Below are 25,470 nucleotides of genomic sequence, written 5' to 3'. Positions count from 1 at the left end.
TACCGGCTCAGGCGATCAACCGGGGCCATATGGCCGCATTTCGGCGCGCAAATGCGCCGATGTGACCGACCTCGGCCAATCCAAAGTCTTTCGGCGACAACTGATGCCGGCGGGCTTTGGGACCGTAAAGATCGGCCAGGCGCCAAACCGCGTTCGGGGGCACCACCTGATCATCGTCCATTGTGAACAGATCGACGGGTGTTTCCGACGCAGCCCAACGGGCGTCTGGAAGGCTTTTGCCGATATCCGGCACGTAGCTCAGCGCAGCGGTGCACCATTTTCGCCACTGCCAGTAGACACGTGCCGGAAGGTCCGAGCCGAACCCAAGTGCCTTGCCCGGCAGGTATCCCAATGCCTTAACCAGCAATGGCGGGTGGGCATACCAGAACATTGTCGCCAGTGCGCGATACGGCCAGGGGTGGTCGGATACCGTCACCAAACCTGAACAGACACAGATCATTCGGTCGATCTGTTCAATATCGGGCTGAATTGGCCCCAGCATTCCACCAACCGAATGGCCAATGCTCCACTGCTGGGCGGCGGGAAATCTGCGCCGCATTTCAGCGCGGGCAGCTGGCATGTCGATCAACGCCCAGTCAGCCATCGTGGCCTGCGAATCGCGCAGGCGCCTCCGTAGAGAGTGGCCAAAATCGCGATAGTCATAGGTCAGACAGGCCATACCCTGTTCTTCCACCAACCACCGCGCAAAATGCTGGTAATAGTCGCGCGGTACGCCTGTGGCTGCATGGACTACAACCGCCACATCAGGTGCCGAGGCAGGCATATACAGCCGAGCCGACAGTTCGGCGTCTCCGGCAGAAAACGTGAAATCTTCGGTCAAAACGACCGGAGTGTTGTCCAACATGGTGCCCTCGCAAGCATCTGAACTATTCGGTTCACATATGGCATATCCGCGCTTTTGCGCGACTAGAGTCAACAGATTTTCAAAGTGACCAAGCGTCCACTTGAACGATGGAAAACAGCCCGCTTGACTCAAGCCACCTACAACCGCTAGCGATGAGGTGATGGTTCTCGTCCTTATATTGGGGCGGGATGAAAAGGGAACTCGGTGCGGTCCAGCCCGGCAATGCCGGAACGGACCAAGGCCGCGACTGCCCCCGCAACTGTAAGCGGTAAGCAATGCCGAAATACCACTGGCCGAAAGGCTGGGAAGGTCGGCAAAGCAAAGACCCGCAAGTCAGGAGACCTGCCATCAAAGTAAAAACCGAAACTCGGGCGGGGTGTCCGGGCAGGTCTTCAGTACGCTGAGTTCCCTGTTCCACGTCCCCCGCTCACCGCGCGGAGGGCGCATTATGATCTGGAAGACAACGACCCACGAGTTCACCGCCACCCTGTGCCAGAAAACGGGGAAAACCTGCCCCGCATTGGCACAAATGGCTCGGGCCTTGGCCGAGGCGATGGCAACAGCACAACCAATGACGACCAGCGAATTTGAGGTGGACGGGTCCAGCGAACTGACCCATTGCGATGAGGGTTGCACCGCACGGTTTCGCGCCAGCCCGGCCCGGATCAGGGTCTATTGCGGGGCAAACACAGGCGACTCAGCCGACACGTTGGACGAATACGCCGATATGATGTTCGGCCCTGACTTTTCCACTCTGCCTGCTGGTGTTTTGGCGGCCTTGCCTTGCGCCATGCTTCAGGCATCGGCCCTTGCACCGCGTCCATCGCATCAGGTTGTTCAACAAGCCACGGCCTGATCCTAGTTCACTGATCGCTCTGGGCCGGTTTCATGGCCCAGGCCATCTGCTCATCCGTTTCCACCGCGCATGGTCGGGCCAAGCGCAGCCGGTTTAGCGCGTGGTTTGGATCTTCACCGCTTTCCACCATGAGCCTCAGCGCGACCATCCCCGACCGCCCACAACCGCCCCGGCAATGCACCAGCACGCGTCCACCGTCGGACAGAACCTGCCGGGCGGCTGCGCTGGCTTGGGGCCAAAGAGTTTCGATTGGCAGGGGCGGTGTGCCGAAATCCTCGACCGGAAGATGCACCCAGGTCGCGGACCTGCTTTGAACGTCTCGACCAAAACCGCCTGCGCCGACCTGCTGCATCTCGGCCTCGGTGGTCATTGAAATCACCAGATCGGGGTTCCAGTCCTGTATCACCCTCAGATCATCCACATACCCACCGCCGCCGCCAGGCAAGGGGGACAGCGCCAAGGTGCCTGAGCCAACAGGCAGCGCGTAGATTGCAAATTTTGCCAAAGCTTATGCTCCCACTGCCACCGACCCACCCGATTTTGAAAGCCGGTTTATCCCGCTTACAGACGCCGTCCAAACCGAAATTCCACGAAGCCTGCTGTGGACGCGGGCGGCCCGGGTCTCTACGCTGCATTTCTGACACGAATCTGACAGAGCAGACATGACCGAAACGCCCAGCCCCGCCTATCAGGTTCTTGCCCGCAAGTACCGCCCCGAAACCTTTGCAGATCTGGTTGGACAGGACGCAATGGTACGCACGCTGAAAAACGCGTTCGAAGCGGATCGGATCGCGCAGGCCTTTATCATGACCGGTATTCGCGGCACCGGCAAAACCACCACTGCCCGGATTATCGCCAAAGGCATGAACTGCATCGGCCCCGATGGCGAAGGCAAGCCAACCACCGAACCTTGCGGCCAGTGCGAGCATTGTGTGGCCATCATGGAAGGACGCCATGTCGACGTGATGGAGATGGACGCCGCCAGCCGGACCGGTGTGAACGACATTCGCGAGATCATCGACAGTGTCCGATATCGTGCCGCCAGTGCGCGCTACAAGATCTATATCATCGACGAAGTTCACATGCTGTCGACCAGCGCCTTCAATGCGCTGCTCAAAACACTCGAGGAACCGCCCGAGCACGTGAAGTTCATCTTCGCGACGACCGAAATTCGCAAGGTGCCGGTGACAGTGCTGTCGCGCTGCCAGCGGTTCGACCTGCGCCGAATCGAACCCGAAGACATGATCGGTCTGCTCAACAAAATCGCCGCAGCGGAAAACGCACAGATCGCAGAAGACGCGCTTGCTTTGATCACACGCGCGGCCGAAGGCTCTGCGCGCGATGCGACCTCGCTGTTGGATCAGGCGATCTCACATGGTGCCGGGGAAACAAGCGCCGATCAGGTTCGGGCAATGTTGGGCCTTGCAGATCGCGGGCGCGTTCTGGATCTGATGGACATGATTTTGCGTGGCGATGCGGCTGGGGCATTGACTGAGTTGAGCGGCCAGTATGCCGAAGGGGCCGATCCGCTGGCTGTTCTGCGCGATCTGGCCGAGATCACCCATTGGGTTTCCGTGGTCAAGATCACGCCCGATGCCGCCGATGACCCCACCGTCTCACCGGATGAACGCGCACGGGGTCAACAGATGGCCGAGGCGCTGCAGATGCGGGTGTTGACGCGCATGTGGCAGATGTTGCTGAAAGCGCTGGAGGAGGTCTCTGCAGCACCCAACGCGATGATGGCCGCCGAAATGGCAATCATTCGTCTGACCCATGTGGCCGATTTGCCAAGCCCCGAAGAGCTTATCAAACGACTACAGGATGCACCTCCCCCCCCACCAAGCGGGGGACCTGGCGGTGGTGTGGCTGTGCCAACTCATGCACCTGCGCAGGCGACGTCCTCTGCGCATCTCTCGGCGCAACGCGGGCCTGCAGGCGCGCCCACCGCAGCGCTTGCCCAGGACGTCCAGACCGCGCTGGCACACTATCCAACCTTCGAATACGTGGTCGAACTGATCCGCACCAACCGGGACGTAAAACTGTTGGTTGAGGTCGAAAACGGCGTGCGTCTCGTCTCGTATTCCCCGGGACGGATCGAGTTCACGCCCACAGACAAAGCGCCGACCGATCTGGCGCAAAGGCTTGGTTCGGCCTTGCAACGCTGGACCGGAAACCGATGGGCCGTCTCAATCGTGGCCGACGGGGACGCAGCAACAATCGCCGAGGTTCGAGACGCGGCTGATCTGGCGTTGAAAGCGCAGGCCGAACAACACCCGCTGGTTCAAGCCGTTCTGATGCAGTTTCCAAAAGCGCGCATCAAACGGATCGAAACCCCGGAAGAACGCGCGGCCAAGGTCGAAACCGAAGCCCTGCCGGAGGTCGAAGACGAATGGGATCCGTTCGAGGAGGATTGATCCGAGCGACCAAAGCGGAAACACTCCCGCGCTGCCGGGCCCAACGGGAGGAAAGGTCTTGCCAAAGACCTTGACGACGGGCGGGAGAAGCTCTCCCCTTGTACCCTACCGGCAGCATCCGTATTTAGGCGGCAAACCGATTTGCAGGAGAAAAGCAATGCTCAAAGGACTCGGCGGTCTGGGCGATATGGCCAAGATGATGAAATCCGCGCAGGATTTGCAGACCAAGATGACGGACATGCAGGAAGAGCTGAACAACCTGATGGTTGTAGGCGAATCCGGTGCAGGGCTGGTGAAGGCCACCGCCACAGCAAAAGGCGAGCTGAAGGGTCTGGACATCGATCCGTCGATTTTCAATGGCGACGATAAGGAAGTTGTCGAAGATCTGATTCTGGCCGCTATCAAGGACGCGCAAACCAAAGCGGCCGAGCGCTCTCAGGCAGAGATGGCAAGACTGACCGAAAGCATGGGTCTGCCCGCAGACATCAAGCTGCCGTTCTGATAGACACTCCTGACGACCCAAAGGCCGGGCACAACTGCCCGGCCCTTTTGCAGGAGCGCACGCCGTGAGTTCGAACAGCGATATCGACAATCTGATCGACCTGATGGCCAAACTGCCGGGCCTCGGCCCCCGTTCGGCTCGCCGCGCGGTGCTGCACCTGATCCGAAAACGCACCCTGCTGCTGACGCCCCTGTCGGACGTAATGCAGCAGGTGGCCGCCACCGCCCGCGAATGCCTGAATTGCGGCAACGTGGGCACCACCGATATCTGCGACATCTGCGATAGCGAGGATCGCGCGACCGGAGAATTGTGCGTGGTCGAAGACGTCGCCGACCTCTGGGCGATGGAACGCGCTGCAGTTTTCAAGGGTCGCTATCACGTTCTGGGCGGCACTCTGTCTGCCTTGGACGGCGTCGGCCCGGACGAGCTTCGCATCCCCCGTCTAAAGGATCGGGTGATGGCCGAAGGGATCACCGAAGTCATTCTGGCGCTGAACGCGACCGTCGACGGCCAGACCACAGCCCATTACATTGCCGATCAGTTGGAGGGACAGGTCCGTCTGACTTCACTGGCGCAGGGTGTGCCGATTGGGGGCGAGTTGGACTATCTGGATGATGGGACGATTACCGCTGCGTTGCGGGCAAGGAAAGAACTGTAAAGGTCGTCTTCAAGCTGCCAAACCCTTTCATCAAACTGGCAAAACAAACCGGATTTTACGGTATTGCATGCATCCTATAGAAAACTGCACTGAACCTTTGCCGCCATCTTTTCGATATCATTATACTGTGTGTATTTAGCGAGAATTCCGCCTTGTGTTGTACAGTTAGCTTTGCCAGCCGCAGCGCGCAGCAATTCCGCCCTTGCAGTTTTGACGGTTTCTGTACTTAGCGAAAATGGCCCTTTCATCTTTTCTAGTACCACATAGGTAGACCCATTCACTGAAACCAAGCGGAACTTACCGCTGGCTTTGCCAGATTTGATTTTCATCGCCCAGGGTTCTCTCCATTTTGAGGAAGCAATACGCATTGCGGCTTCCGCGCCGGGATAGTTCGAAGTGCGGTCGGAAACGTACCATGGTATCCCGGTTGGCGTTGTTTTCAGCCCCGATCCGTCACTGCTTGCAGAAACCCCATAGCTTGTACAAATCAGAAAAGTGAAAAGGGCGGCCACAAATTGGTTTTTTGAGCGCATTCTATGTATTACTCCAAATCGAATGCACAAATAAGAACTCCAGACTATGGCCCAAATATGGCCTCAGGCTTCAAATACGAGAAGGGCAGCACAGGGTTCCAAGATGGTCTGTAGTCAGCGTCCGGGGTTTATCCGGCTCATCACTTTTTTGATAAATATTACGGGACAAGACACATGCTTTTGGAGACCAAAATGACCCGCCTTCTCGCCCTCACCTTCGCCGCCTTCACCGCGACCGCCGCATGGTCACAACAACTCATCGACAAGGGATTTGTCGAAGGTTGGAACGTCATGATGGACCCCGCGCTTGGCAACGGGTGCCTAATCCAGACGATCTATCAGGACCTCTCAGTCGTGCGGCTGGGCTATGACGCGCTGGACAATCGCGGGTATTTCGCCGTCTACAACAAGGCGTGGGGCGACATCAAACAGGGTGAGAGTTATCCGATCCGGTTCGATCTGGACGGCAAAAGCTATGATGCCACTGCCATCGGCTTCAATCAGCGCGATGTGCCAGGTGCAACGGTGTTTTTCACCGACCGCAGCTTCGTGAATGCGATTGCGCAGAACAAGAATATGACGGTTTACAACCCTGCGGGTGAGGTGGTCATGGCAATTGACCTGAAAGGCACAGCCAAGGCGCTGGAATACGCCCGGGACTGCCAGAACAAGAAACTCTAACGAATCGGATCAAACAGGGCGTCTTTGGCGGTACAATCTCGGATCACGTCACGACCACAGGGAACGGGTTCAAGGTCGCGCGACAGGCACAATCGGACCTCTTCTATATAGCCCTGCTTGCAGGTCACAGTGATCATGTTGCGCTCAAGGCCGGGGTTGGCTTTCAGAAAGGCTTCTTCCACGACCGATGCAGGCAATTTGACTGAGGCGTCCAGCTTGCGGAATACCTGAGGACGCTCAACCGCCTCATACGCCTGCCGGGACAGCGCATAATAGTCGGACGCGCTGAGGCCCGAGCAGGTCCCGTGCTTTTTCCACTGATGCCACGCCAGACCAGAACTGCCCTGAATATCCGTCATTTTGCGTGACATAGCGCGCGATGGCGGTGCCTCGGGCGTGCGGCAGAAGGCGGGCCAGCCCTGATGGTACTGAGGCCACAGACCATGCAGGATCCAGCCATGGTCATGCCGGGTGTCGCATTGATCCGATCCGCGCGCGTCCCCTTCGCGGGCGCACCAGTTGGGCGACCAGCTAAGCGACAAGACGTAGTAGTCAAACTCGCCTGCCTTTTCGCCATCGCCCAGCGCCGCCATTGCACCGAAAATCCACGAAACCAGCCCCAAAACAACCCAGCGCATTCGCCTCTTCCCTTCTTGCCTTGGCGCGACTATATACGGACCAAGTTCCCCGACAACGGAAACCTGCCCCAAAAAAGGGGCCGCCGAATTCCGGCGACGGGAAAGATGTATTTATAGGAGACGGGCTGATGGCAAAACCGCTTATGGCCAAGGCAACAGCCGTATGGCTGGTGGACAACACCACGATCAGCTTCAAGCAGATCGCGGATTTCGTAGGCATGCACGAGCTTGAGGTGCAAGGCATCGCAGACGGCGATGTGGCCGCTGGCGTGAAAGGCTTTGACCCCATTGCCAACAACCAGCTGACCCAGGACGAGATCGACACCGCGCAGAACAACCCGCTGCACAAGCTGAAGCTCAAGTTCAACCCCGCTGCAAGCGGCGAGGAAAAGCGTCGCGGTCCGCGCTATACCCCGCTGTCCAAGCGTCAGGACCGTCCGAACTCGATCCTGTGGCTGGTCAAGTTCCACCCTGAACTCAGCGACGGTCAGATCGCCAAGCTGGTGGGCACCACCAAGCCGACCATCCAGTCGATCCGTGAACGGACCCATTGGAACATTTCCAACATGCAGCCGATCGACCCCGTTGCCCTGGGCCTGTGCAAACAGTCCGAGTTGGACGCGATCGTGCAGAAGGCCGCAGCCAAGAAAGCTGCCGAAGGTGGCGTCATGAGCGATGACGAGCGCCGCAAACTGGTCTCGACCGAACAGTCGCTGGAAATGGACGCCGCGCCGAAGATTCCGACCGCCATCGAAGGTCTGGAAACCTTCTCTCTGTCGGATGATCCTGCGGAAGAAAAAGAAGAAGAACCGATCATCGATGCGGACAGCTTCTTCAACCTGCCCAAAGGCGGTGCTGACGACGAAGAAGAAGACGATCCGCGCCCCTAAAGCACAGACAGCCCCGGCCTGAACGGACCGGGGCTTTTTTACGAGAAAACCATGCTGAACGTTCTTTCCAAACTATTTGGACCGCATCGCGCCGTTTCGATCTATGCCTTCCTGAAGACCTGGGGGTTGCCCGTGGCAGGCGGTGTTGGTCTTGTTGCCGTCGCTGCTGGTTTGCTGATCTTCAACGACAGCGGCGAGCACGAGCATGAGGCATTTATGACCGTCAACGTCTTGTCAGCGACACCCATCAACGGGGACCTCAAGAACGGCGTCATTGCTTCGGTCCGACTGCCGGACGGGTCTGCGACCTCGGTCACTTCGACCGACGCTCCGGTCTCACAAACCGTTGGCACCACGGCCTGCGTCGAAAAACGAGTGTATGTTGATAGTGGTGAAGCGCGGTATCGGTTCAAACTGCCGCGCCACTGCGAAACCGGATAAAAAAACCCGCCCGGCAAGTGCACCGGGCGGGTTTGATTTCAGATCATCTGGAACAGAATGCCAGCGGTGATGGCCCCAGTGATCCCCAGCCCCAGATAGGTCGCAAAGACCCGTGGTTTGACCAATGACCAGACCGCGGCCATTGCCGGGATCGAACTGACGGCACCCGCGACCATGAAGGACATCGCGGCCCCTGCGCTCATCCCTTGTTCCATCAGGCCAGCCAGCAGCGGCGGTGCGACGTAAGAGTTCAGGTAAGCGGGCATCCCGACCACCGCGGCAATGACAATGGGTACAACACCGTCACCGCCGACAACGCGCGCGATCAAATCGGCGGGCACATAGCTGACCAACAGCGCCTCGAGCACATAGGCCAGAGCCAACCATTTCAACAGAAACAGGCTGTTGTGAATGAACTCGGACCGGAAGCGCTGACGACGCTCGGGTACCTGCCAGAACTTCCAGACAGGTTTGTCCTCTGTTTTAGTTCCGCATCCGCAGCCAGCCGGTTTGTATTCGCGCAGAGGCTGGGCAAACGCACCACCTCGCATCAGGGCACGGACGGCAAAGCCTCCAAACAGACCCAATGCGACAGCAGCGATGGCTTTGCCGATTGCAAATGGCCAACCCAATGCGCCTGCCGTGATCAACAGGGTAGGTGGATCAATCAAGGGTGAGCTGAGCCAGAACGCCATAACAGCGGACAGAGGTGCACCAAGCGCCAGCAGTCCGGCAATGAACGGAATGACTTCGCAAGAACAGAACGGTGCGAGGCCGCCGAAGACCGCGGCCAGAAAAATCATCCGCGTCTCGCGCCCCTCAAAGGCGCGCGCAACCATCACCTCGGCACCTGTCGCCTTGAGGTAAGACAGCAGCAAGACGGCAAACAGTATATATTGGCCGGTATGGGCAAGGGCTTTGCCTGCAAAGGTTACGACCTCTCCCCAGTTGCCGGGGTCAAGGACAGCCACAAGCGCCAGAATGGCCACGATCACCGCCCATGGGGTTTTGATCAGATCAACGGCCACCTTTGCCGGTGCCTTTGGGTTTTGTGTCAGCTCAGCCATCGTTCGCAGCCTTTCCTACTTCGTCCGCGCAGCATTCGCTAAGGATGAACTGCGCGAGGCCTCTCAATTCTTCGTAGTTTGCGCGGTTGATGGTGGCGCGCCCGATTTTCTCTTGCTCGACAACACCGCCGGCCGCGAGGAACCGCAGGTGATGGGCCAATGTCGAAGGCGCAATACCTGTGCGGTTCTGGATTTCCCCAACGGTCAACCCAGCCTCACCAGCCCGAACCAATGTCTTGAGAACCTTCAGTCGCGCTTCAGAGCCCATGGCCGAGAATCCTGCTGCAGCTGTTTCCCACATCTGACTTCTCCATTAAACTAGATTTCTAGTTATTTAGGTGAGTCGTTCTTTTTCGTCAAGCGCCTTGTTCACGAATTCTCGAAACGAGATTAAGTCCAGATTGCCCTCACCTTAAGTCCACCCTATAAGGCGCTATGGGAATATCGGTCGACACATTCTTTCTGGAATTGAACGGACAGGGCACGCTGCAGGCGCAGATCCAGCAGATGATTGCCGAAGGCATCTTGTCTGGCCGGTTCCACGTTGAGGAAAAGCTGCCCTCGTCTCGCAAATTGGCGGCGCATCTGGGTGTTAGCCGGATCACGGTGACACTGGCGTATACTGAACTACTGGCCAATGACTACCTGACTGCCAAAGGCCGGTCGGGGTATTTCGTGTCGCAAAACGCGCCCGTGCCACCCAAGTATTCGCCCGTGCAAAAACGCGATGAAAATGTCGACTGGGACACGGCCCTCGCACGCAGGTTCTCGGACGGGGACGTGCTGCCCAAGCCCAGTAATTGGCGCGATTACAAATACCCTTTCATCTATGGTCAGGCAGATCGGAAATTGTTCGATCACGCCAATTGGCGTCTCTGCGCGGTCCGTGCACTGGGTCACAAGGATTTTGCATCCCTGACCGGGGACTACATGGATCAGGATGATCCGCTGCTGATCGAATTCATCGCCCGTCACACGTTGCCGCGCCGTGGAATCGCCGCCCGCCCCGAAGAGATCCTGATCACTATGGGCGCGCAAAATGCCCTCTGGCTGGCTTCACGCATTCTTTTGAACCGCAACCGCACAGCGGTGATTGAAGACCCTTGCTATTATGCACTGCGGGATTTGCTAAATCACTCCGACTGCAAAGTTTCACCACTGGCCGTTGACCGTGACGGACTGACCCCGGATGCGTTGCCGGATGAAACGGATGTAATTTTCACCACCCCCAGCCATCAAAGCCCGACGACCGCAACCATGCCCGTCGATCGCCGCCACGAGTTGCTGAAACGCGCCCGCGAACTGGACGCCATGGTGGTCGAGGACGATTACGAGTTTGAAATGGCTTTTCTGGGATCCCCGTCCCCGGCCCTCAAGTCAATGGATCGCGACGGGCGGGTGATTTACGTGGGCAGCTTCTCGAAGTCGCTGTTTCCCGGATTGCGGCTAGGCTACATTGTCGGGTCCGAGCCCTTTATCCGCGAGGCTCGCGCCTTGCGTTCCTTGGTGCTGCGCCACCCGCCGGGCCATATCCAGCGCACTGCGGCCTATTTCCTGTCCCTGGGCCATTATGATGCTCAGATTCGGCGTATGTCCAAAACCCTTGCCCGGCGACGCGAAGCGTTGGACAGCGCAGTCGAACAGTACGGGCTTACCGTTGCCGGACGCGGAATCATGGGCGGGTCGTCGCTTTGGATGTCGGCCCCCGATCGTGTGGACACGACCAAACTTGCCAAAAAGCTGCAGAGCCAAGGCGTGCATATCGAACCAGGCGCCTCGTTCTTCAATGGGTTGCACCAACCGCGCAACTTCTATCGCCTTGGATACTCGTCCATTGGCCGGGACCGCATCGGGCCGGGCGTGAAACTGATCGCGGATGCCATCCGTTCCGCCTAGCACGACTCTGGACATATCCCGCCTAACGTTCTGGCCCTAACGCCGCTTCGCCCCTTGCGCCAAAACCGTATCAAAGGCGGGTGCTGTGCCCGAACCTTTCTTCAATTGTGCGGAGAACACTCAGATGAAAATGACCACTGAAGAGGCCTTTGTTAAGGTTCTGCAAATGCACGGTATCGAACATGCGTTCGGTATCATCGGTTCGGCCATGATGCCGATTTCGGATATCTTCCCGGCCGCAGGCATCAATTTCTGGGACTGCGCCCACGAAGGTTCGGGCGGCATGATGGCGGACGGCTACACCCGTGCCACCGGCAAGATGTCGATGATGATCGCGCAGAACGGCCCCGGCATCACCAACTTTGTGACTGCCGTTAAAACCGCATACTGGAACCACACCCCGGTTCTGCTGATCACTCCGCAAGCAGCCAACAAGACCATCGGCCAGGGTGGCTTCCAGGAAATGGAACAGATGCGCATGTTTGCAGACTGTGTTGCCTACCAGGAAGAACTGCGTGACCCCAGCCGTGTCGCCGAAGTTCTGAACCGCGTCATCCTGCAAGCCAAGCGTGCTTCGGCACCTGCTCAGATGAACATCCCGCGCGACATGTGGACTCAGGTCATCGACATCGAGCTGCCCAAGATCGTCGAATTCGCAGCGACCGCTGGTGGCAACGAAGCACTGGACGAAGCCGCAGCCCTGTTGTCCGACGCCAAATTCCCGGTCATCCTAAACGGTGCTGGCGTTGTTTTGTCCGGCGCGATCCCTGCGTCCGCCGATCTGGCCGAACGTCTGACCGCACCGGTCTGCGTTGGCTATCAGCACAACGACGCCTTCCCCGGCTCGCACCCGCTGTTCGCTGGCCCGTTGGGCTATAACGGCTCGAAAGCCGGTATGGAACTGATCGCCAAAGCGGACGTTGTTCTGGCTCTGGGCACCCGTCTGAACCCATTCTCGACCTTGCCTGGTTACGGCATCAACTACTGGCCGACCGATGCCAAGATCATTCAGGTTGACCTGAACCCTGATCGTATCGGCCTGACCAAAGACGTGACCGTTGGCATCGTCGGCGACGCCAAGAAAGTGGCCGAAGGTCTGCTGGAACGCCTGGGCGACAACGCCGGTGAAGCAGGTCGCGAAGACCGCAAGAACCTGATCGCCACCACCAAATCGGCTTGGGCGCAAGAACTGAGCTCGCTGACCCACGAGAACGACGATCCGGGCACCACCTGGAACGAGCGTGCACGTGCAGCTAAGCCCGACTGGATGAGCCCCCGCATGGCATGGCGCGCAATTCAAGCGGCGCTGCCGACCGAGGCAATCATCTCGTCCGATATCGGCAACAACTGCGCCATCGGTAACGCGTACCCGTCCTTCGAAGAAGGCCGCAAGTACCTGGCACCTGGCCTGTTTGGCCCCTGTGGTTACGGCCTGCCTGCCGTTGTTGGCGCGAAAATTGGTTGCCCGGACGTTCCGGTTGTCGGTTTCTCGGGTGACGGCGCATTTGGTATCGCTGTGAACGAACTGACCGCGATTGGCCGCGAAGAATGGCCCGCCGTGACCCAGATCGTTTTCCGCAACTACCAGTGGGGCGCTGAAAAGCGTAACTCGACCCTGTGGTTCGACGACAACTTCGTTGGCACCGAACTGGACCAACAGGTTTCCTATGCCGGTATCGCAACCGCATGTGGTCTGAAAGGCGTCGTTGCACGCACTCAGGACGAGCTGACCGCGGCCCTGAACCAGGCGATCATCGACCAGAAAAATGGCATCACCACTCTGATCGAAGCCATGATCAACCAGGAACTGGGCGATCCATTCCGTCGCGACGCCATGAAAAAGCCGGTCCGTGTTGCCGGTATCGACGCGGCTGACATGAATACCTCGGCCGGGGCATAATCGCGTGAAGCCACTACGCACAATTCTCGGAGCTGCCAGCAGCTCCGACAAGATCATCGCCCTCGCTGAGGGCGATGATCCACGTGTTGTTGAAGGTGCTTTAAAGGCCCGCAAGGAAGGTGTCGCGCGCATCATTCTGGTTGGGGACAAAGCCAAAGTAACTGCCCTGCTGGCCGAACAGGCTGGTCAGGATGTCGACGGCATCGAAATCCACGATCCATCGGACTCTCCCCATGCCGAAGCGTTTGCAGCTGAGCTTTTCGAGCGGCGCAAGCACAAGGGCATGACGCCTGAAAAGGCTGCCGAAGAAATCAAACACCGCCTGAACTATGCCGCGATGCTGGTTCATACCGGTAATGCCGACGGAACCGTCGGCGGAGCTGTTGAGACCACGTCGGCCACAGTGCGCGCCGCTTTGCAGATCATCGGCAAAGCGCCCGACGCGGCCATGGTTTCCAGCTTTTTCCTGATGCTCTACTGCCGCGATCACCACACGGTCCGCGGAGCGCACATCTTTGCCGATTGCGGCCTGGTTGTTGATCCGAACGAACAGGAACTGGCCGAAATCGCCCGGGCATCTGCCGCGTCTTTCAAGGCGCTGACGCATGAGACACCCCGCGTTGCGATGCTGTCCTTTTCCACCGGCGGCAGCGCCAATCATCCGAAAGTCACGAAGGTCAGCGAGGCCACGCAGATTGCAAAATCGGCCGACCCCGATCTGTTGATCGACGGCGAGCTGCAGTTTGACGCCGCATTCGTCCCCGAGGTGGCTGCAAAGAAAGCCAAGGACTCGCCTCTGCGCGGCGAGGCAAATGTCTTTGTGTTCCCGAATCTCGACGCAGGCAACCTTGGCTACAAGATCGCGCAGCGTATTGGGGGTGCCGAGGCAATCGGCCCGGTCCTTCAGGGACTTGCGAAACCGGCCAACGACCTTTCACGCGGATGCTCCGCCGAGGACGTTCTGCACATGATCGCGGTTACGGCCGTGCAAGCAGAAACATCCAAAACCCGGACAGACGCCTCGTAAATCCGGCTAAAGCGAAATACTGTTCCGATTGATCTCTGCTCATGAGAATAATCGGATCAAAAGCCACAGGGACCAGAAATGAACCAGCCAATCATTAATACCTCTCCCAAGGTCTCTGACGAGGTCAGAAAAACAACGTGCTACATGTGCGCCTGCCGCTGCGGCATCAACGTACACATGAAGGACGGCAAGGTTGCCTATATCGAAGGCAACCGCGATCACCCGGTTAACAAGGGCGTCCTGTGCGCCAAGGGCTCGGCAGGGATCATGCAGGTCAATGCCCCCTCGCGTCTGCGCGCCCCACTGAAACGCGTCGGTCCACGTGGTTCGGGCAAGTTCGAGGAGATCAGCTGGGACGAGGCGCTGGACATCGCCGTTGGCTGGCTCAAGCCGATCCGCGAGGACAACCCCGAGAAACTGGCATTTTTCACAGGTCGGGACCAAAGCCAAAGCTTTACCAGCTTTTGGGCGCAGAACTTCGGCACCTGTAACTATGCAGCACACGGTGGCTTCTGTTCCGTCAACATGGCTGCGGGCGGCATCTATACGATGGGCGGTGCGTTCTGGGAATTCGGCCAGCCTGACTGGGATCACACCAAGCTGTTCATGCTGTTCGGTGTTGCCGAAGATCACGACAGCAACCCGATCAAGATGGGCATCGGCAAGATCAAGGCCCGTGGCGCACGGGTGATCGGCGTCAACCCGATCCGCTCGGGCTATAACGCGGTTGCTGACGATTGGGTCGGGATCACTCCCGGCACCGATGGTTTGTTCATCCTGTCGATGATTCACGTGCTGATGAAGGCCGGCAAGATCGATCTGGACTATCTCAGCCGTTACACCAACGCGCCGGTTCTGGTCGACGCGTCCGAAGGCGCCACCAAGGGTCTGTTCCTGCGCGATGAGGACGGCAAACCACTGGTTGTTGACCGCAACACGGGCGAACTGACGGCGTTTGACAAACCGGGCGTCCGCCCCGACCTGTCAGCGACTTTTGAGAAGGATGGCGTCACCCACCGCCCCGTGTTCCATCTGATGGCCGAACGCTACCTCAGCGACGAATACGCGCCCGAGAACATCGCCGAGCAGTGCGGCATCCCCGCCACCCGTATCCGCGCCATCGCGGGCGAGTTGGCCCGCGTTGCTTTTGACGAGGCGTTCGAGTTGGAGCGCGAATGGACTGATTTCCGCGGCGAAAAACACACCAAGATGATCGGCCGCCCGGTTGCCATGCACTCGATGCGCGGTGTCTCGGCTCATGCCAATGGCTTCCAGACTTGCCGTGCACTGCATGTGTTGCAGATTATCCTTGGCACAGTCGAAGTCCCCGGCGGCTTCCGCTTCAAGCCGCCCTATCCCAAACCGGTCGAGGCGCACCCGAGACCGCACTGCAAGGTGACCCCGAATACGCCGCTTGACGGCCCGCATCTGGGCTTTGTTCAAGGGCCAGAGGATCTGGCGCTGAAGGCAGACGGCAGCCCGGCGCGGATCGACAAGGCGTTCACATGGGACAACCCGATGTCCAGCCACGGGCTGATGCATATGGTGATCTCGAACGCACATGCGGGCGATCCCTACAAGATCGACACGCTGTTCATGTACATGGCCAACATGTCCTGGAACTCATCCATGAACACCAAAGGTGTCATGGAAATGCTGACGGACAAGGATGAGAACGGCGATTATGTAATCCCTCATATCATCTACTCCGACGCCTATTCGTCGGAAATGGTGGCCTATGCCGACTTGATCCTGCCGGATACCACCTATCTAGAACGCCACGACTGTATCTCGCTGCTCGATCGCCCGATCTGCGAAGCAGACGCGGCAGCCGACGCAATCCGCTGGCCTGTGATTGAACCCGACCGGGACGTCAAAGGCTTCCAATCAGCGCTGGTCGAACTGGCCAACCGCTTGGGCCTGCCGGGCTTCACCAATGAAGACGGCAGCGCCAAATGGACAGATTACGCCGACTATATCGTCAATCACGAGCGCAAGCCCGGAATCGGCCCACTTGCCGGTTTCCGTGGTGAAAACGGCGACAAGGAAGGCCGGGGTGAGGTCAACCCCGATCAGTTGAACCGCTATATCGAAAACGGCGGCTTCTACGTGGCCCATATCCCCGAGGGCGCGGATTACTACAAACCATGGAACGCAGCCTATCAGGATTGGGCTGTCGGCATGGGCATCTATGACAGCCCGCAGCCATACCTGTTCCAGCTGTATTCCGAGCCGATGCGCAAATTCCAGCTTGCCGCCGAAGGCCACGGCGAACGTCAGCCCCCGGAACACCTGCGGGAACGCATCAAAGAGACATTGGACCCGATGCCCATCTGGTACGAGACCGACCAGACCGGCAACGATGGCTTCACTGTCAACGCTCTGACCCAGCGCCCCATGGCGATGTATCACAGTTGGGGAACCCAGAACGCATGGCTGCGCCAGTTGCACGGCCGCAACCCACTTTATGTTCCGACCAAGCTGATGCGCGAGAATGGCCTGAAGGACGGCGATTGGGCCAAGGTGATCTCGCCACATGGCGAGATCACGGTGCCGGTCATGGAAATGGCGGCCCTGAACGAAAACACCGTCTGGACCTGGAACGCCATTGGCAAACGCAAAGGTGCATGGGCTTTGCAAGAAGACGCGCCCGAGGCCACCAAAGGGTTCCTGCTGAACCACCTGATCCACGAGCTGCTGCCGCCCAAGGGCGATGGTCTGCGGTGGGCCAACTCTGACCCCATCACCGGTCAGGCAGCCTGGTTCGACCTGAAAGTGAAGATCGAAAAAGCTTACGCTCCAACGGATGCGGAAAGCCAACCGGAATTCCCACCGATTGAATCTCCGGTCGGAACTGGACCGAAGGATTTGGCATGGAAGGTAGGCAAATGACCCGATCCCTGCGTCATCTGGCCAAAAATATCGCGGGGTCTGGGGCAGCGCCCCAGTCCGCCCTCACCAAAAAAGCGGAGGCAAGGTAGTCATGACCCAGCTCCCCACATCCACCGACCGCAAGATGGGTCTGGTCATCGACCTGGACACCTGCGTTGGCTGCCACGCCTGCGTCATCTCATGCAAAGGCTGGAACACGGAAAACTACGGCGCGCCGCTATCCGATCAGGACGCTTATGGTGCCAACCCGTCCGGCACTTTCCTGAACCGGGTGCATTCCTATGAGGTGCAACCGGCGGAAGGTCACGCCCAGCTGATCCACTTCCCCAAATCCTGCTTGCACTGTGAGGACGCGCCTTGCGTCACCGTTTGCCCCACAGGGGCCAGCTACAAGCGGGTCGAGGACGGCATCGTTCTGGTCAATGAAAGCGACTGCATCGGCTGTGGCCTGTGCGCGTGGTCCTGCCCCTACGGCGCACGTGAACTGGATCAGGCCGAAGGGGTGATGAAGAAATGCACCCTCTGCGTTGACCGTATCTACAACGAAAACCTGCCTGAAGTAGACCGTGTTCCGTCATGCGTACGCACCTGTCCCGCAGGCGCGCGCCACTTCGGTGATCTGGGCGATGCGGACAGCGATGTCAGCAAACTGGTCGCCGAACGCGGTGGCATGGACCTGATGCCGGAAATGGGCACCAAACCCGTCAACAAATACCTGCCGCCACGGCCCAAGGACAACGTCGAAGATCAGATCGACATCCTGGCCCCGTTGCTGGCCCCGGTCGCTGAAGAGCCCAAAGGGTTCCTTAGCTGGCTGGACAAGACCTTGGAGAAGCTCTGATGCATCCAGCACCTTCCGTCATCATTTTCACCACCCTGTCGGGTCTTGGCTTTGGACTGTTGTTCTTTTTGAGCCTCGGTTTGCCAGACGTCTCTGGCTGGGTCGCTTTTGTCTTTTTCGCCATCGCCTACGCCCTGTCCGTTGGCGGCCTGATGGCGTCCACCTTTCACCTTGGCCACCCCGAGCGGGCCTGGAAAGCGTTTACGCAATGGAAGACCAGCTGGCTCAGCCGCGAAGGCTGGTGCGCGGTCATCGCTCTGATCGTCATGGGGCTTTATGCGATTGGCGTGATCTTCCTGGACCAGCGCTGGAGCCTTCTTGGCTGGATCGGCGCTCTGTTTTCGCTACTGACCGTATTCACCACGTCGATGATCTACACGCAGCTCAAAACCATTCCCCGCTGGAATATGAACCTGACTCCGGCCATGTTCCTCAGCTTCAGCCTTGCAGGCGGTGCCCTGCTGGCCGGGCAGGTCCGGGTAGCGCTGCCGCTGCTGCTGATCGCGGCGCTGGTGCAGATACTGTATTGGAAAAAGGGCGACAAAGCGCTGGAGGAGTCCGGCACAAATCTGGGCACGGCTACCGGATTGGGCGATCGCGGAACCGTGCGTGCATTCGAGCCTCCTCATACTGGCACCAACTATTTGCTGCGTGAATTCGTTCACGTCGTTGGCCGCAAGCATGCCGAAAAGCTGCGCATCATCTCGTTTATGCTGGCCTTTGTCTTGCCGGTTATCCTGCTGCTACTGCCGTTCGGACACTTCTTTGCACTGCTGGCCGTGGCGTCGCACCTTGCCGGCGTTGCCACATCGCGCTGGCTTTTCTTTGCGCAGGCCGAGCATGTCGTTGGACTGTATTACGGAAAACGATAGGGGGCTCTGCCCCCGTCGCGGCAAGCTGCGACGCCCCCGGGATATTTTGGGCCAGATGAAGTCTGGAACCGGAACAAAAAAAGGCGGCACTCGAGGTTCGAGGCCGCCTTTTTTCTATATTGAATTCGCCTTAGATAAGGCCTGCGTGCTGAAGCGCCGCGTCGATCGCCGATTTGGTGCTGCTTTCCAGCCCGGACAGGGGCGAGCGGACTTCTTCGCTGCACAGGCCCAATTTGCTGAGCGCGTATTTGGCGCCTACAAGACCGGGCTCGATAAAGATCGCTTCGTGCAGGGGCATCAGGCGGTCCTGATACTCCAACGCTTTGGCATAGTCGCCGTTCAGCGTCGCCTGCTGGAATTCGGCACACAGTTTGGGCGCGACGTTCGCGGTAACCGAAATACAGCCCACACCGCCATGCGCGTTGAAACCAAGCGCCGTCGCGTCCTCGCCGGACAGCTGGCAAAAGTTTGGACCGCAGGAGGCGCGCTGTTGGCTGACGCGGGCCAGATCTCCGGTCGCGTCCTTTACACCCACAATGCGCGGCAGTTTCGCCAACTCGCCCATGGTTTCAGGGGTCATGTCGATTATTGATCGACCGGGAATGTTGTAGATGATGATCGGAATATCCGCGCAATCATGCAGCGCACGGAAATGCATCAGTAGACCCTTTTGCGTGGGCTTGTTGTAATATGGCGTCACGACCAGAGCTGCATCGGCGCCTACTTTCTGCGCGAATCGCACAAACCGGATGGCCTCAACAGTGTTGTTTGACCCAGCACCTGCGATCACAGGAACACGACCAGCCGAGGCTTTGACAACCTCGTCGACAACAGTTTCATGCTCTTCGTGGCTCAGCGTGGGGCTTTCGCCGGTGGTGCCAACGGGAACCAGCCCGGTGGAGCCTTCCTGAATCTGCCATTCCACCAAGTGTTTGAGCGTCTTCAGGTCCAACTCGCCGTTGCTAAACGGTGTGACGAGGGCTGGCATAGAGCCTTTGAACATGACACGCTCCTTAGGTGCAGTTTGTAATTTTTACGCCTCGGTTTGCCAGAAATCTGTCTTTCTTGAGTTGAACCCGACGGCGCAAGCTTTATCCTGAATGGCTGTATCCTTGGTTGGTTGGGAAATGCAAGGGATGACACGCTTTCTGGCGTTTTTGACGGTCGTAATTTTGATTTCGGGCACACATGTGCGAGCCGACGCCGCAGGTGATCTGCGGGCCGGTATGAATGAAATGCGCAAGGGGGACTGGAATGAAGCCTTGCGTGTTTCTGGTGCGCGGGGTTCAGTGCCTCGGGACATCATTGTCTGGCACTGGCTGCGCGAAGGGTTTGGCAGTTCGGGTGACGTTCTGGTGTTTTTGGATCGTCGTCCAGACTGGCCTGGCCTGGCCTGGTTGCGGCGTAAAAGTGAGCCCGCCTTTACTGGCGCCGATCCGGACCGCGTTCTTAAATTCTATGCCGAACAGCCGCCGCAAACCGCAGAGGGTGCGTTGAACTATGCAGTCGCATTGAAGGCAAAGGGTCGTCAGGGAGATGCCGAGGCCGATATCGTCGCGGCATGGCGGACCATGCCCATGGGGTCTGGTCTGCAGAAGGACTATCTTGAGAACTTTGGCAAGCTGCTGAAACCCCATCACGCCGCACGCCTGGACCGGATGCTATGGGACAATCATCTTGTCAGCGCAGGTCAGATGCTGCCGCTGGTCGGCGCTGATCAGCGCAAACTGGCTGAGGCGCGGATCGGTCTTCAGAAACGGCAACCCGGTGTAGACACCAAGGTGGCGGCAGTTCCGAAATCGCTGATCGATTCTCCGGGACTGGCTTTTGACAGGTTTGTTTGGCGCGACAGGAAAGAGTTGGACGACAGCGCGATAGACTTGATGCTGGCGCGTTCTTCCGGCCCTGATGCGTTGGGGGAACCTGACAAATGGGCCGAAGGCCGCCGCCGGTTGGCCCGGCTTGAGATGCGAAATGGGGACCAGAACCGCGCTTATCAGATTGCAGCCAATCACCACATGACGCCTGAAATGGGCTATGGCTATGCGGATCTGGAGTGGCTTTCCGGGTTTCTGGCCTTGCGGAAGCTGAATGATCCTGCGACCGCGATCCGGCATTTCCAGAACTTCTCGGACGCGGTGAAATCGCCGATCTCGAAAGGACGCGCGGGGTATTGGTTGGGTCGTGCCTATGCGGCCCATGGTGACGCCGAAAAAGCCTATGACGCCTATGCAATGGGTGCAGATTATCAATCCTCTTTCTACGGCTTGCTGGCGGCGGAACAGATCGGGCGTCCTTTCGATAGTGAACTGGCCACCCCCCGCCGGGCGCCACACTGGAAGCAAGCTGAGTTCTCCAATTCAAGTGTACTGGAGGCAGGGCTTTTACTGTTAAAGGCTGACGAAGACACCCTGTCTGAACGGTTCCTGACCCATCTGGTTGAAGGGTTGGACCCGGTTCAGGCCAATCAGTTGGGCGATTTGGTGATCGAGTTGAAGCAGCCGCATCTGGCCGTGATGATCGCCAAACGCGCTGCAACAGTCGGCCTGGTTTTGCCAGCCGCCTATTACCCGGTGCATCCGGTGGCCGACATGGGTTTGCCCATGGCCAAGGAAATGACGCTGGCCATTGCCCGTCGGGAAAGCGAGTTTGACCCCGTTGTTATCAGTGGAGCCGGCGCACGCGGGCTGATGCAGGTCATGCCGGCCACGGCAAAGCTTGTTGCCAAGGAATTGGGTATCCTAAGCGGCCACAAGACGATCAAGCTGACTTCGGATTGGCAATATAATGCCAAGTTGGGTGCCAATTACCTGTCCGGTCTGGCCGCTGATTTCAACGGAAACGTCGTGATGATGGCGGCCGGATATAACGCAGGTCCGCGTCGGCCGATGTCGTGGATGGATCGCTATGGCGACCCGCGCGCAGGTGAAATCGACGTGGTCGACTGGATTGAGGCGATCCCGTTCAGTGAAACCCGCAACTATGTGATGCGGGTGGCAGAAAGCCTGCCTGTCTATCGCGCCCGGCTTGGCCAACCTGCCTTGCCGATCCCGTTCTCGCAGGAATTGGTCGGGTCAACGCTGGCGTCTTTCGCGCCATAGGGTGAACAGCCCGGCGGCGACAACCAGCGCTGCGCCTATGACCACTTCGGGGCGCAGCGTTTCACCAAAGACCGAGATTCCCAGGATCGCGCTCCAGACCAGGTGGAAATAGGCGAAGGGCTGCACCGCGCTGGCCTCGGCCATCTCATAGCATTTGATCAGCAACCAGTGCCCCAGAACGCCGCTCACACATAGCAGCGCCATCCAAGCCCAATCCGTCTGGGCCATCGGCTCCCAGAACCACATTCCCACTAGCGTCATGGCGACGGCACCACTGACGCCTGTCCAGAAAAAGCTGGTGGCGGAATTGTCCCGGCGGGACACGTAACGGGTCAGCAAACCATAGACTGCAAACATGAAAGCCGAGATCAGCGGTACAATGGCCCAAGGGTTAAAGACACCCACGCCGGGCTGGAGAATGATCAGAACACCGATGCACCCAACGCCGATTGCGGCCCAGCGTCGCCAGCCGACCTGTTCGCCCAATACCGGCCCGCTGAGAGCGGCGATCAACAACGGGTAGCAGATGAATACGGCCATCGCGTCGATCAGGCCCAGAACAGTGAAACTGAACACCGCGACACAGATCTCGGCCGCCAACAGCAAGCCACGAAATATCTGCAGCTTCAGCTGGCTTGTCTGGGTGGTGGCCTTCAATCCGCCGGGCGCACGTGCAGCCAAAGCGATGACAAAGGCCGCAAAGAACCAGTAACGAATCATTACCACCATGTATGTGTTGTATGTTCCCGCCAGATGGCGCGAAATACCGTCCTGCAGTGCGAAGACGATGGTCGCCCCGATCATCAACGCAATCCCGGCGCGCGTATTGTTCTGCTGCGTCATGATTTGACCGCCCGGGTCATATGGCGCTTGCGGCCATAACCGGGTGCGCGTGTAACGGTGAAACCGGCATCCTCGAGCCCCCGCCGCACGAACCCAGCGGCGGTGTATGTTGCCGCCGTTCCGCCAGTGGCCGTGTGGTCGGCGACTTGCTGCATCAGGTCTGCACCCCATAATTCGGGGTTTTTAGCCGGAGAGAACCCATCCAAAAACCACGCATCGGCGGCACCTACCCATGCTTGCAGGGTTTGACGCGCATCGCCTTCAACAACCTCCAGCCGCAGGGTGCCCAAATCACATGTGCCGCCCTCCCATTGCGCAAGGAACCGGTCAGACCAAGGCGCAAGTTCAGGAAAGGCCGCCAGCGCTCGGGACATGTCCGCGGGCGCCATCGGATAGGCCTCAAAACTGGTAAAGGACAGGGGCGTGGTGTGGCCCGATCTCTCCCATTCGGACCAGACGGTCAGCATGTTCAATCCGGTGCCAAAACCCAGCTCTGCTATGTGAAACCCCGGTGTAAACCGTGCGGGCAGGTCATTGCCCGCCAGAAACACATGCCGCGTCTCTTCCAGCCCGTTCTGCAACGAGTAATACGGATCGTCGAAACGATCCGAGACCGGGATCTGATCCTCAGTCCATGTCAGTTCGGCGCGCTGGTCTGCCATCGGGGAATCCTGTAGCTAAGCGGCGCGACACTGAACAAGGTAAAGGGGAATGGCAATGGTCGATGTGACGGTGCGCGGTGCAGGGATTTTCGGCCTGTCAATCGCCTGGACCTGCGCACGGCGAGGCGCAAAGGTGCAGATCGTCGACCCTTTTGGTCCCGGAGCCGGATCCAGCGGTGGCCTGGTTGGCGCACTGGCACCGCATGTGCCCGAAAACTGGAATGCCAAGAAGGCGTTTCAGTTCGACAGCCTGATCATGGCCGAACCATTCTGGAAACAGGTCGAGGCCACAGGCGGCGTCTCACCCGGATATGCGCGGCTGGGACGGCTGCAACCCATCGCCGACACCCGAACACTGGATCTTGCCCATGCGCGCGCGGAAACGGCGGCCGAGCTGTGGCAGGGTCGGGCTGAATGGCGGGTCGTCGAAACTGTAGCAGTCGGCGCATGGTGCCCGCCCAGCCCCACGGGGTTTCTTATCCATGATACACTCAGCGCCCGCATGCATCCCCGCCGGGCCTGTGCGGCGTTGGTTGCGGCATTGACTGTGATGGGCGTCGAGGTCGTAGCCAACGCACCAGATCGAGGGCAGGTTGTCCATGCCACCGGCCTTGCCGGTCTGCAGGAACTGACCGAGGCTTTTGGCAAAACAGTCGGAAACGGCGTCAAGGGTCAAGCCGCGCTGCTGCGGTTTGATGCGGGTGAAGTCCCGCAGCTGTTTGCAGACGCGATCCACTTCATACCGCATGCGGACGGGACATTGGCGATTGGATCGACCTCTGAGCGTGATTATGACGATCCGACCAGCACGGATGCAGCTCTGGATGACGTTCTGGAGCGGGCGATGCGGGCCGTTCCCGTCCTGCATGGCGCAGAGGTCATCGAACGATGGGCGGGTGTACGGCCGCGCAGCAAAAGCCGCGCACCGATGCTGGGCGCGCACCCGGTACACAAAGGTCAATTCATCGCCAATGGTGGATTCAAGATCGGCTTTGGCATGGCCCCGAAAGTAGCTGAGGTCATGGCGGATCTGGTTCTTGAGAACCGGGACGCGATCCCGAGTGATTTCAGGCCCGAAGCATCACTCTGATCGCGGGACAAACTCGGCGGACATGCATTGCCGCCCATCTGGTCCGCTCGCCCACATCCCTTGGCCATTTCGGCACAAGCTCGCCGTCTCAAAATGCATCATTGGCGATGACGCGCGAAATGAGAACTGAGCCAAGGGACCTGCCAGATCCTCGGCAAACAGCATCAATAATTGTGCCAGCAAAGGGCCATGAACGACCAGGCCGTCATAGCCTTCGACATCCCGCGCGTAGTCCAGATCGTAATGGATACGGTGTCCATTGAAGGTCAGCGCCGAGTATCGGAACAGCAATGTGCTGTCGAAGGTGACGTCTCGCCTGTGGGTTTCATCGGTACGGGCCACGGGTGCCTTGGGCTTGATGTCAGTATCCGAAGGGTCAGGCCGATAGACCAGATCCTGCCATTCGCTCAGACACAATTGACCGTCCTGAGAAATCTCGTGTCGCAGGGTAACAAACCCCAGCGGTCCCGTCCGTCCGGTTTTTGTCGCCGCACTTTCAAGAACAGACCGGCGCACGGCTTTTGAACCCGCGACCAGCGGCGCGTGAAACTGCAACCGTCCCCCGGCCCACATCCGACGTTGCAAGCCCATATCGGGGATCAGACCGCCCCCAACCTTTGGATGCCCGTCCCGCCCCAAACTGGTAGGCGGCTGAGGGGACCAGAAATACAGCTGGTGAAAGAACGGCAGCAGGTGATCGCCCGCATCGAGTTTCTTATGGGAACCAAGCGCAGCCAGCAGCGCAGAGGCGCGGGCCGGGTCCATCACATCAGTCTGTATTTCGTCAGTCATGGCGGCAGA

At 58.8% G+C, this 25,470-nt stretch carries 25 protein-coding genes and 1 riboswitch; of the genes, 15 read left to right on the top strand and 10 right to left on the bottom strand.

The window, feature by feature from the left end; all coding sequences use genetic code 11:
• Positions 1-7: 7 nt before the first annotated feature.
• Positions 8-865, bottom strand: coding sequence for an alpha/beta hydrolase family protein (locus AC2FIB_RS13890; RefSeq protein ID WP_496735695.1), 858 nt, complete (start codon positions 863-865; stop codon positions 8-10).
• A 144-nt stretch (positions 866-1,009) separates the two neighbouring features.
• A riboswitch (cobalamin riboswitch) is annotated at positions 1,010-1,229 on the top strand.
• Between the two features lie 84 nt (positions 1,230-1,313).
• Between AC2FIB_RS13890 and AC2FIB_RS13885 the strand changes: the two genes are divergently transcribed.
• Entirely contained in the window at positions 1,314-1,721 is a 408-nt protein-coding gene (locus AC2FIB_RS13885) for a hypothetical protein (RefSeq protein ID WP_058272511.1), read from the top strand.
• A gap of 7 nt (positions 1,722-1,728) precedes the next feature.
• Here AC2FIB_RS13885 and AC2FIB_RS13880 read toward each other — a convergent pair whose 3' ends face one another.
• A complete protein-coding gene (locus AC2FIB_RS13880; RefSeq protein ID WP_496735694.1) occupies positions 1,729-2,226 on the bottom strand; it encodes a protein-tyrosine phosphatase family protein in 498 nt (165 codons plus the stop codon).
• Between the two features lie 157 nt (positions 2,227-2,383).
• On the opposite strand from AC2FIB_RS13880, the gene AC2FIB_RS13875 reads away from it, so the two are divergent.
• From AC2FIB_RS13875 to recR, 3 genes are all read left to right on the top strand, one after another.
• Positions 2,384-4,135: a DNA polymerase III subunit gamma/tau gene (locus AC2FIB_RS13875; protein ID WP_282120276.1), complete on the top strand. Its 1,752-nt coding sequence runs from the start codon at positions 2,384-2,386 to the stop codon at positions 4,133-4,135.
• 157 nt (positions 4,136-4,292) lie between these two features.
• Positions 4,293-4,637: a YbaB/EbfC family nucleoid-associated protein gene (locus AC2FIB_RS13870; protein WP_108861168.1), complete on the top strand. Its 345-nt coding sequence runs from the start codon at positions 4,293-4,295 to the stop codon at positions 4,635-4,637.
• 64 nt (positions 4,638-4,701) lie between these two features.
• Positions 4,702-5,295, top strand: a complete 594-nt coding sequence (gene recR, locus AC2FIB_RS13865; protein WP_282120277.1) for a recombination mediator RecR — start codon at positions 4,702-4,704, stop codon at positions 5,293-5,295.
• 74 nt (positions 5,296-5,369) lie between these two features.
• Here the strand turns inward: recR and AC2FIB_RS13860 are convergent, their stop codons facing one another.
• Positions 5,370-5,828, bottom strand: a complete 459-nt coding sequence (locus AC2FIB_RS13860) for a hypothetical protein (protein WP_496735692.1) — start codon at positions 5,826-5,828, stop codon at positions 5,370-5,372.
• A 192-nt stretch (positions 5,829-6,020) separates the two neighbouring features.
• Here AC2FIB_RS13860 and AC2FIB_RS13855 point away from each other — a divergent pair, with 192 nt between their 5' ends.
• Positions 6,021-6,509 (top strand): hypothetical protein, encoded by a 489-nt coding sequence (locus AC2FIB_RS13855; RefSeq protein WP_496735691.1) that lies wholly within the window; start codon positions 6,021-6,023, stop codon positions 6,507-6,509.
• Here AC2FIB_RS13855 and AC2FIB_RS13850 read toward each other — a convergent pair.
• A complete protein-coding gene (locus AC2FIB_RS13850; protein WP_496842267.1) occupies positions 6,506-7,147 on the bottom strand; it encodes a ribonuclease T2 family protein in 642 nt (213 codons plus the stop codon). The two genes, AC2FIB_RS13855 and AC2FIB_RS13850, sit on opposite strands and share 4 nt — an antisense overlap.
• A 128-nt stretch (positions 7,148-7,275) precedes the next feature.
• Here AC2FIB_RS13850 and AC2FIB_RS13845 point away from each other — a divergent pair, with 128 nt between their 5' ends.
• Complete coding sequence (locus AC2FIB_RS13845; RefSeq protein WP_496735688.1) at positions 7,276-8,037, top strand: DUF1013 domain-containing protein; 762 nt, start codon at positions 7,276-7,278, stop codon at positions 8,035-8,037.
• A 51-nt stretch (positions 8,038-8,088) separates the two neighbouring features.
• Positions 8,089-8,478 (top strand): hypothetical protein, encoded by a 390-nt coding sequence (locus AC2FIB_RS13840; protein WP_496735686.1) that lies wholly within the window; start codon positions 8,089-8,091, stop codon positions 8,476-8,478.
• A gap of 38 nt (positions 8,479-8,516) precedes the next feature.
• Here the strand turns inward: AC2FIB_RS13840 and AC2FIB_RS13835 are convergent, their stop codons facing one another.
• The gene (locus tag AC2FIB_RS13835) at positions 8,517-9,545 is read right to left on the bottom strand and encodes a permease (RefSeq protein WP_496735685.1); all 1,029 of its coding nucleotides are present in this window, start codon (positions 9,543-9,545) and stop codon (positions 8,517-8,519) included.
• Positions 9,538-9,846 (bottom strand): ArsR/SmtB family transcription factor, encoded by a 309-nt coding sequence (locus tag AC2FIB_RS13830; RefSeq protein ID WP_058272522.1) that lies wholly within the window; start codon positions 9,844-9,846, stop codon positions 9,538-9,540. Before AC2FIB_RS13830 ends, AC2FIB_RS13835 begins: the two co-directional genes overlap by 8 nt.
• Before the next feature lie 134 nt (positions 9,847-9,980).
• Here AC2FIB_RS13830 and pdxR point away from each other — a divergent pair, with 134 nt between their 5' ends.
• The 6 genes from pdxR (at position 9,981) to AC2FIB_RS13800 (ending at position 18,973) form a co-directional block, all read left to right on the top strand.
• Positions 9,981-11,441 carry a MocR-like pyridoxine biosynthesis transcription factor PdxR gene (gene pdxR, locus AC2FIB_RS13825; protein WP_496735683.1) on the top strand — a complete coding sequence of 487 codons (1,461 nt, stop codon included), beginning with the start codon at positions 9,981-9,983 and terminating at the stop codon, positions 11,439-11,441.
• A gap of 124 nt (positions 11,442-11,565) precedes the next feature.
• On the top strand, positions 11,566-13,341 hold the full coding sequence (xsc, locus tag AC2FIB_RS13820) for a sulfoacetaldehyde acetyltransferase (RefSeq protein WP_496726603.1): 1,776 nt from the start codon (positions 11,566-11,568) through the stop codon (positions 13,339-13,341).
• A 4-nt stretch (positions 13,342-13,345) separates the two neighbouring features.
• Positions 13,346-14,368, top strand: coding sequence for a phosphate acetyltransferase (gene pta, locus AC2FIB_RS13815; RefSeq protein WP_496735682.1), 1,023 nt, complete (start codon positions 13,346-13,348; stop codon positions 14,366-14,368).
• A 78-nt stretch (positions 14,369-14,446) separates the two neighbouring features.
• The gene (locus AC2FIB_RS13810; protein ID WP_496735680.1) at positions 14,447-17,260 is read left to right on the top strand and encodes a molybdopterin oxidoreductase family protein; all 2,814 of its coding nucleotides are present in this window, start codon (positions 14,447-14,449) and stop codon (positions 17,258-17,260) included.
• Between the two features lie 91 nt (positions 17,261-17,351).
• Positions 17,352-18,101, top strand: a complete 750-nt coding sequence (locus AC2FIB_RS13805; protein WP_108861155.1) for a 4Fe-4S dicluster domain-containing protein — start codon at positions 17,352-17,354, stop codon at positions 18,099-18,101.
• Entirely contained in the window at positions 18,101-18,973 is an 873-nt protein-coding gene (locus AC2FIB_RS13800) for a dimethyl sulfoxide reductase anchor subunit family protein (RefSeq protein WP_496735679.1), read from the top strand. The genes AC2FIB_RS13805 and AC2FIB_RS13800 overlap by 1 nt, the downstream gene beginning before the upstream one ends.
• 130 nt (positions 18,974-19,103) lie before the next feature.
• Here AC2FIB_RS13800 and dapA read toward each other — a convergent pair whose 3' ends face one another.
• On the bottom strand, positions 19,104-19,976 hold the full coding sequence (gene dapA / locus AC2FIB_RS13795) for a 4-hydroxy-tetrahydrodipicolinate synthase (RefSeq protein ID WP_496706373.1): 873 nt from the start codon (positions 19,974-19,976) through the stop codon (positions 19,104-19,106).
• Between the two features lie 133 nt (positions 19,977-20,109).
• Here dapA and AC2FIB_RS13790 point away from each other — a divergent pair, with 133 nt between their 5' ends.
• On the top strand, positions 20,110-22,074 hold the full coding sequence (locus tag AC2FIB_RS13790; RefSeq protein WP_496842263.1) for a lytic transglycosylase domain-containing protein: 1,965 nt from the start codon (positions 20,110-20,112) through the stop codon (positions 22,072-22,074).
• Here AC2FIB_RS13790 and AC2FIB_RS13785 read toward each other — a convergent pair.
• Positions 22,048-22,917 (bottom strand): DMT family transporter, encoded by an 870-nt coding sequence (locus AC2FIB_RS13785; protein WP_282120289.1) that lies wholly within the window; start codon positions 22,915-22,917, stop codon positions 22,048-22,050. The genes AC2FIB_RS13790 and AC2FIB_RS13785 overlap by 27 nt on opposite strands.
• Entirely contained in the window at positions 22,914-23,579 is a 666-nt protein-coding gene (mnmC2, locus tag AC2FIB_RS13780) for a tRNA (5-methylaminomethyl-2-thiouridine)(34)-methyltransferase MnmC2 (protein WP_496735675.1), read from the bottom strand. The genes AC2FIB_RS13785 and mnmC2 overlap by 4 nt, the downstream gene beginning before the upstream one ends.
• A gap of 49 nt (positions 23,580-23,628) precedes the next feature.
• On the opposite strand from mnmC2, the gene AC2FIB_RS13775 reads away from it, so the two are divergent.
• Positions 23,629-24,669 carry an NAD(P)/FAD-dependent oxidoreductase gene (locus AC2FIB_RS13775; protein ID WP_496735673.1) on the top strand — a complete coding sequence of 347 codons (1,041 nt, stop codon included), beginning with the start codon at positions 23,629-23,631 and terminating at the stop codon, positions 24,667-24,669.
• Here AC2FIB_RS13775 and AC2FIB_RS13770 read toward each other — a convergent pair.
• The gene (locus AC2FIB_RS13770; protein ID WP_496735672.1) at positions 24,661-25,461 is read right to left on the bottom strand and encodes an HTD2 family dehydratase; all 801 of its coding nucleotides are present in this window, start codon (positions 25,459-25,461) and stop codon (positions 24,661-24,663) included. The two genes, AC2FIB_RS13775 and AC2FIB_RS13770, sit on opposite strands and share 9 nt — an antisense overlap.
• Positions 25,462-25,470 lie beyond the last annotated feature (9 nt).

The sequence above is a fragment of the Ruegeria sp. YTSA072 genome (assembly GCF_059610285.1).
The sequence above is the reverse complement of the archived record's forward strand: the minus strand, read 5'-3'. Positions and strand labels throughout refer to the sequence as shown.

What these genes read in the sequence shown, in the direction of transcription:
- AC2FIB_RS13890 (WP_496735695.1), bottom strand. Translation starts at nt 865, where the DNA reads ATGTTGGACAACACTCCGGTCGTTTTGACCGAAGATTTCACGTTTTCT.
- AC2FIB_RS13885 (WP_058272511.1), top strand. Translation starts at nt 1,314, where the DNA reads ATGATCTGGAAGACAACGACCCACGAGTTCACCGCCACCCTGTGCCAG.
- AC2FIB_RS13875 (WP_282120276.1), top strand. Translation starts at nt 2,384, where the DNA reads ATGACCGAAACGCCCAGCCCCGCCTATCAGGTTCTTGCCCGCAAGTAC.
- AC2FIB_RS13870 (WP_108861168.1), top strand. Translation starts at nt 4,293, where the DNA reads ATGCTCAAAGGACTCGGCGGTCTGGGCGATATGGCCAAGATGATGAAA.
- AC2FIB_RS13860 (WP_496735692.1), bottom strand. Translation starts at nt 5,828, where the DNA reads ATGCGCTCAAAAAACCAATTTGTGGCCGCCCTTTTCACTTTTCTGATT.
- AC2FIB_RS13855 (WP_496735691.1), top strand. Translation starts at nt 6,021, where the DNA reads ATGACCCGCCTTCTCGCCCTCACCTTCGCCGCCTTCACCGCGACCGCC.
- AC2FIB_RS13850 (WP_496842267.1), bottom strand. Translation starts at nt 7,147, where the DNA reads ATGCGCTGGGTTGTTTTGGGGCTGGTTTCGTGGATTTTCGGTGCAATG.
- AC2FIB_RS13845 (WP_496735688.1), top strand. Translation starts at nt 7,276, where the DNA reads ATGGCAAAACCGCTTATGGCCAAGGCAACAGCCGTATGGCTGGTGGAC.
- AC2FIB_RS13840 (WP_496735686.1), top strand. Translation starts at nt 8,089, where the DNA reads ATGCTGAACGTTCTTTCCAAACTATTTGGACCGCATCGCGCCGTTTCG.
- AC2FIB_RS13835 (WP_496735685.1), bottom strand. Translation starts at nt 9,545, where the DNA reads ATGGCTGAGCTGACACAAAACCCAAAGGCACCGGCAAAGGTGGCCGTT.
- AC2FIB_RS13830 (WP_058272522.1), bottom strand. Translation starts at nt 9,846, where the DNA reads ATGTGGGAAACAGCTGCAGCAGGATTCTCGGCCATGGGCTCTGAAGCG.
- pdxR (WP_496735683.1), top strand. Translation starts at nt 9,981, where the DNA reads ATGGGAATATCGGTCGACACATTCTTTCTGGAATTGAACGGACAGGGC.
- xsc (WP_496726603.1), top strand. Translation starts at nt 11,566, where the DNA reads ATGAAAATGACCACTGAAGAGGCCTTTGTTAAGGTTCTGCAAATGCAC.
- AC2FIB_RS13810 (WP_496735680.1), top strand. Translation starts at nt 14,447, where the DNA reads ATGAACCAGCCAATCATTAATACCTCTCCCAAGGTCTCTGACGAGGTC.
- AC2FIB_RS13805 (WP_108861155.1), top strand. Translation starts at nt 17,352, where the DNA reads ATGACCCAGCTCCCCACATCCACCGACCGCAAGATGGGTCTGGTCATC.
- AC2FIB_RS13800 (WP_496735679.1), top strand. Translation starts at nt 18,101, where the DNA reads ATGCATCCAGCACCTTCCGTCATCATTTTCACCACCCTGTCGGGTCTT.
- dapA (WP_496706373.1), bottom strand. Translation starts at nt 19,976, where the DNA reads ATGTTCAAAGGCTCTATGCCAGCCCTCGTCACACCGTTTAGCAACGGC.
- AC2FIB_RS13790 (WP_496842263.1), top strand. Translation starts at nt 20,110, where the DNA reads ATGACACGCTTTCTGGCGTTTTTGACGGTCGTAATTTTGATTTCGGGC.
- AC2FIB_RS13785 (WP_282120289.1), bottom strand. Translation starts at nt 22,917, where the DNA reads ATGACGCAGCAGAACAATACGCGCGCCGGGATTGCGTTGATGATCGGG.
- mnmC2 (WP_496735675.1), bottom strand. Translation starts at nt 23,579, where the DNA reads ATGGCAGACCAGCGCGCCGAACTGACATGGACTGAGGATCAGATCCCG.
- AC2FIB_RS13775 (WP_496735673.1), top strand. Translation starts at nt 23,629, where the DNA reads ATGGCAATGGTCGATGTGACGGTGCGCGGTGCAGGGATTTTCGGCCTG.
- AC2FIB_RS13770 (WP_496735672.1), bottom strand. Translation starts at nt 25,461, where the DNA reads ATGACTGACGAAATACAGACTGATGTGATGGACCCGGCCCGCGCCTCT.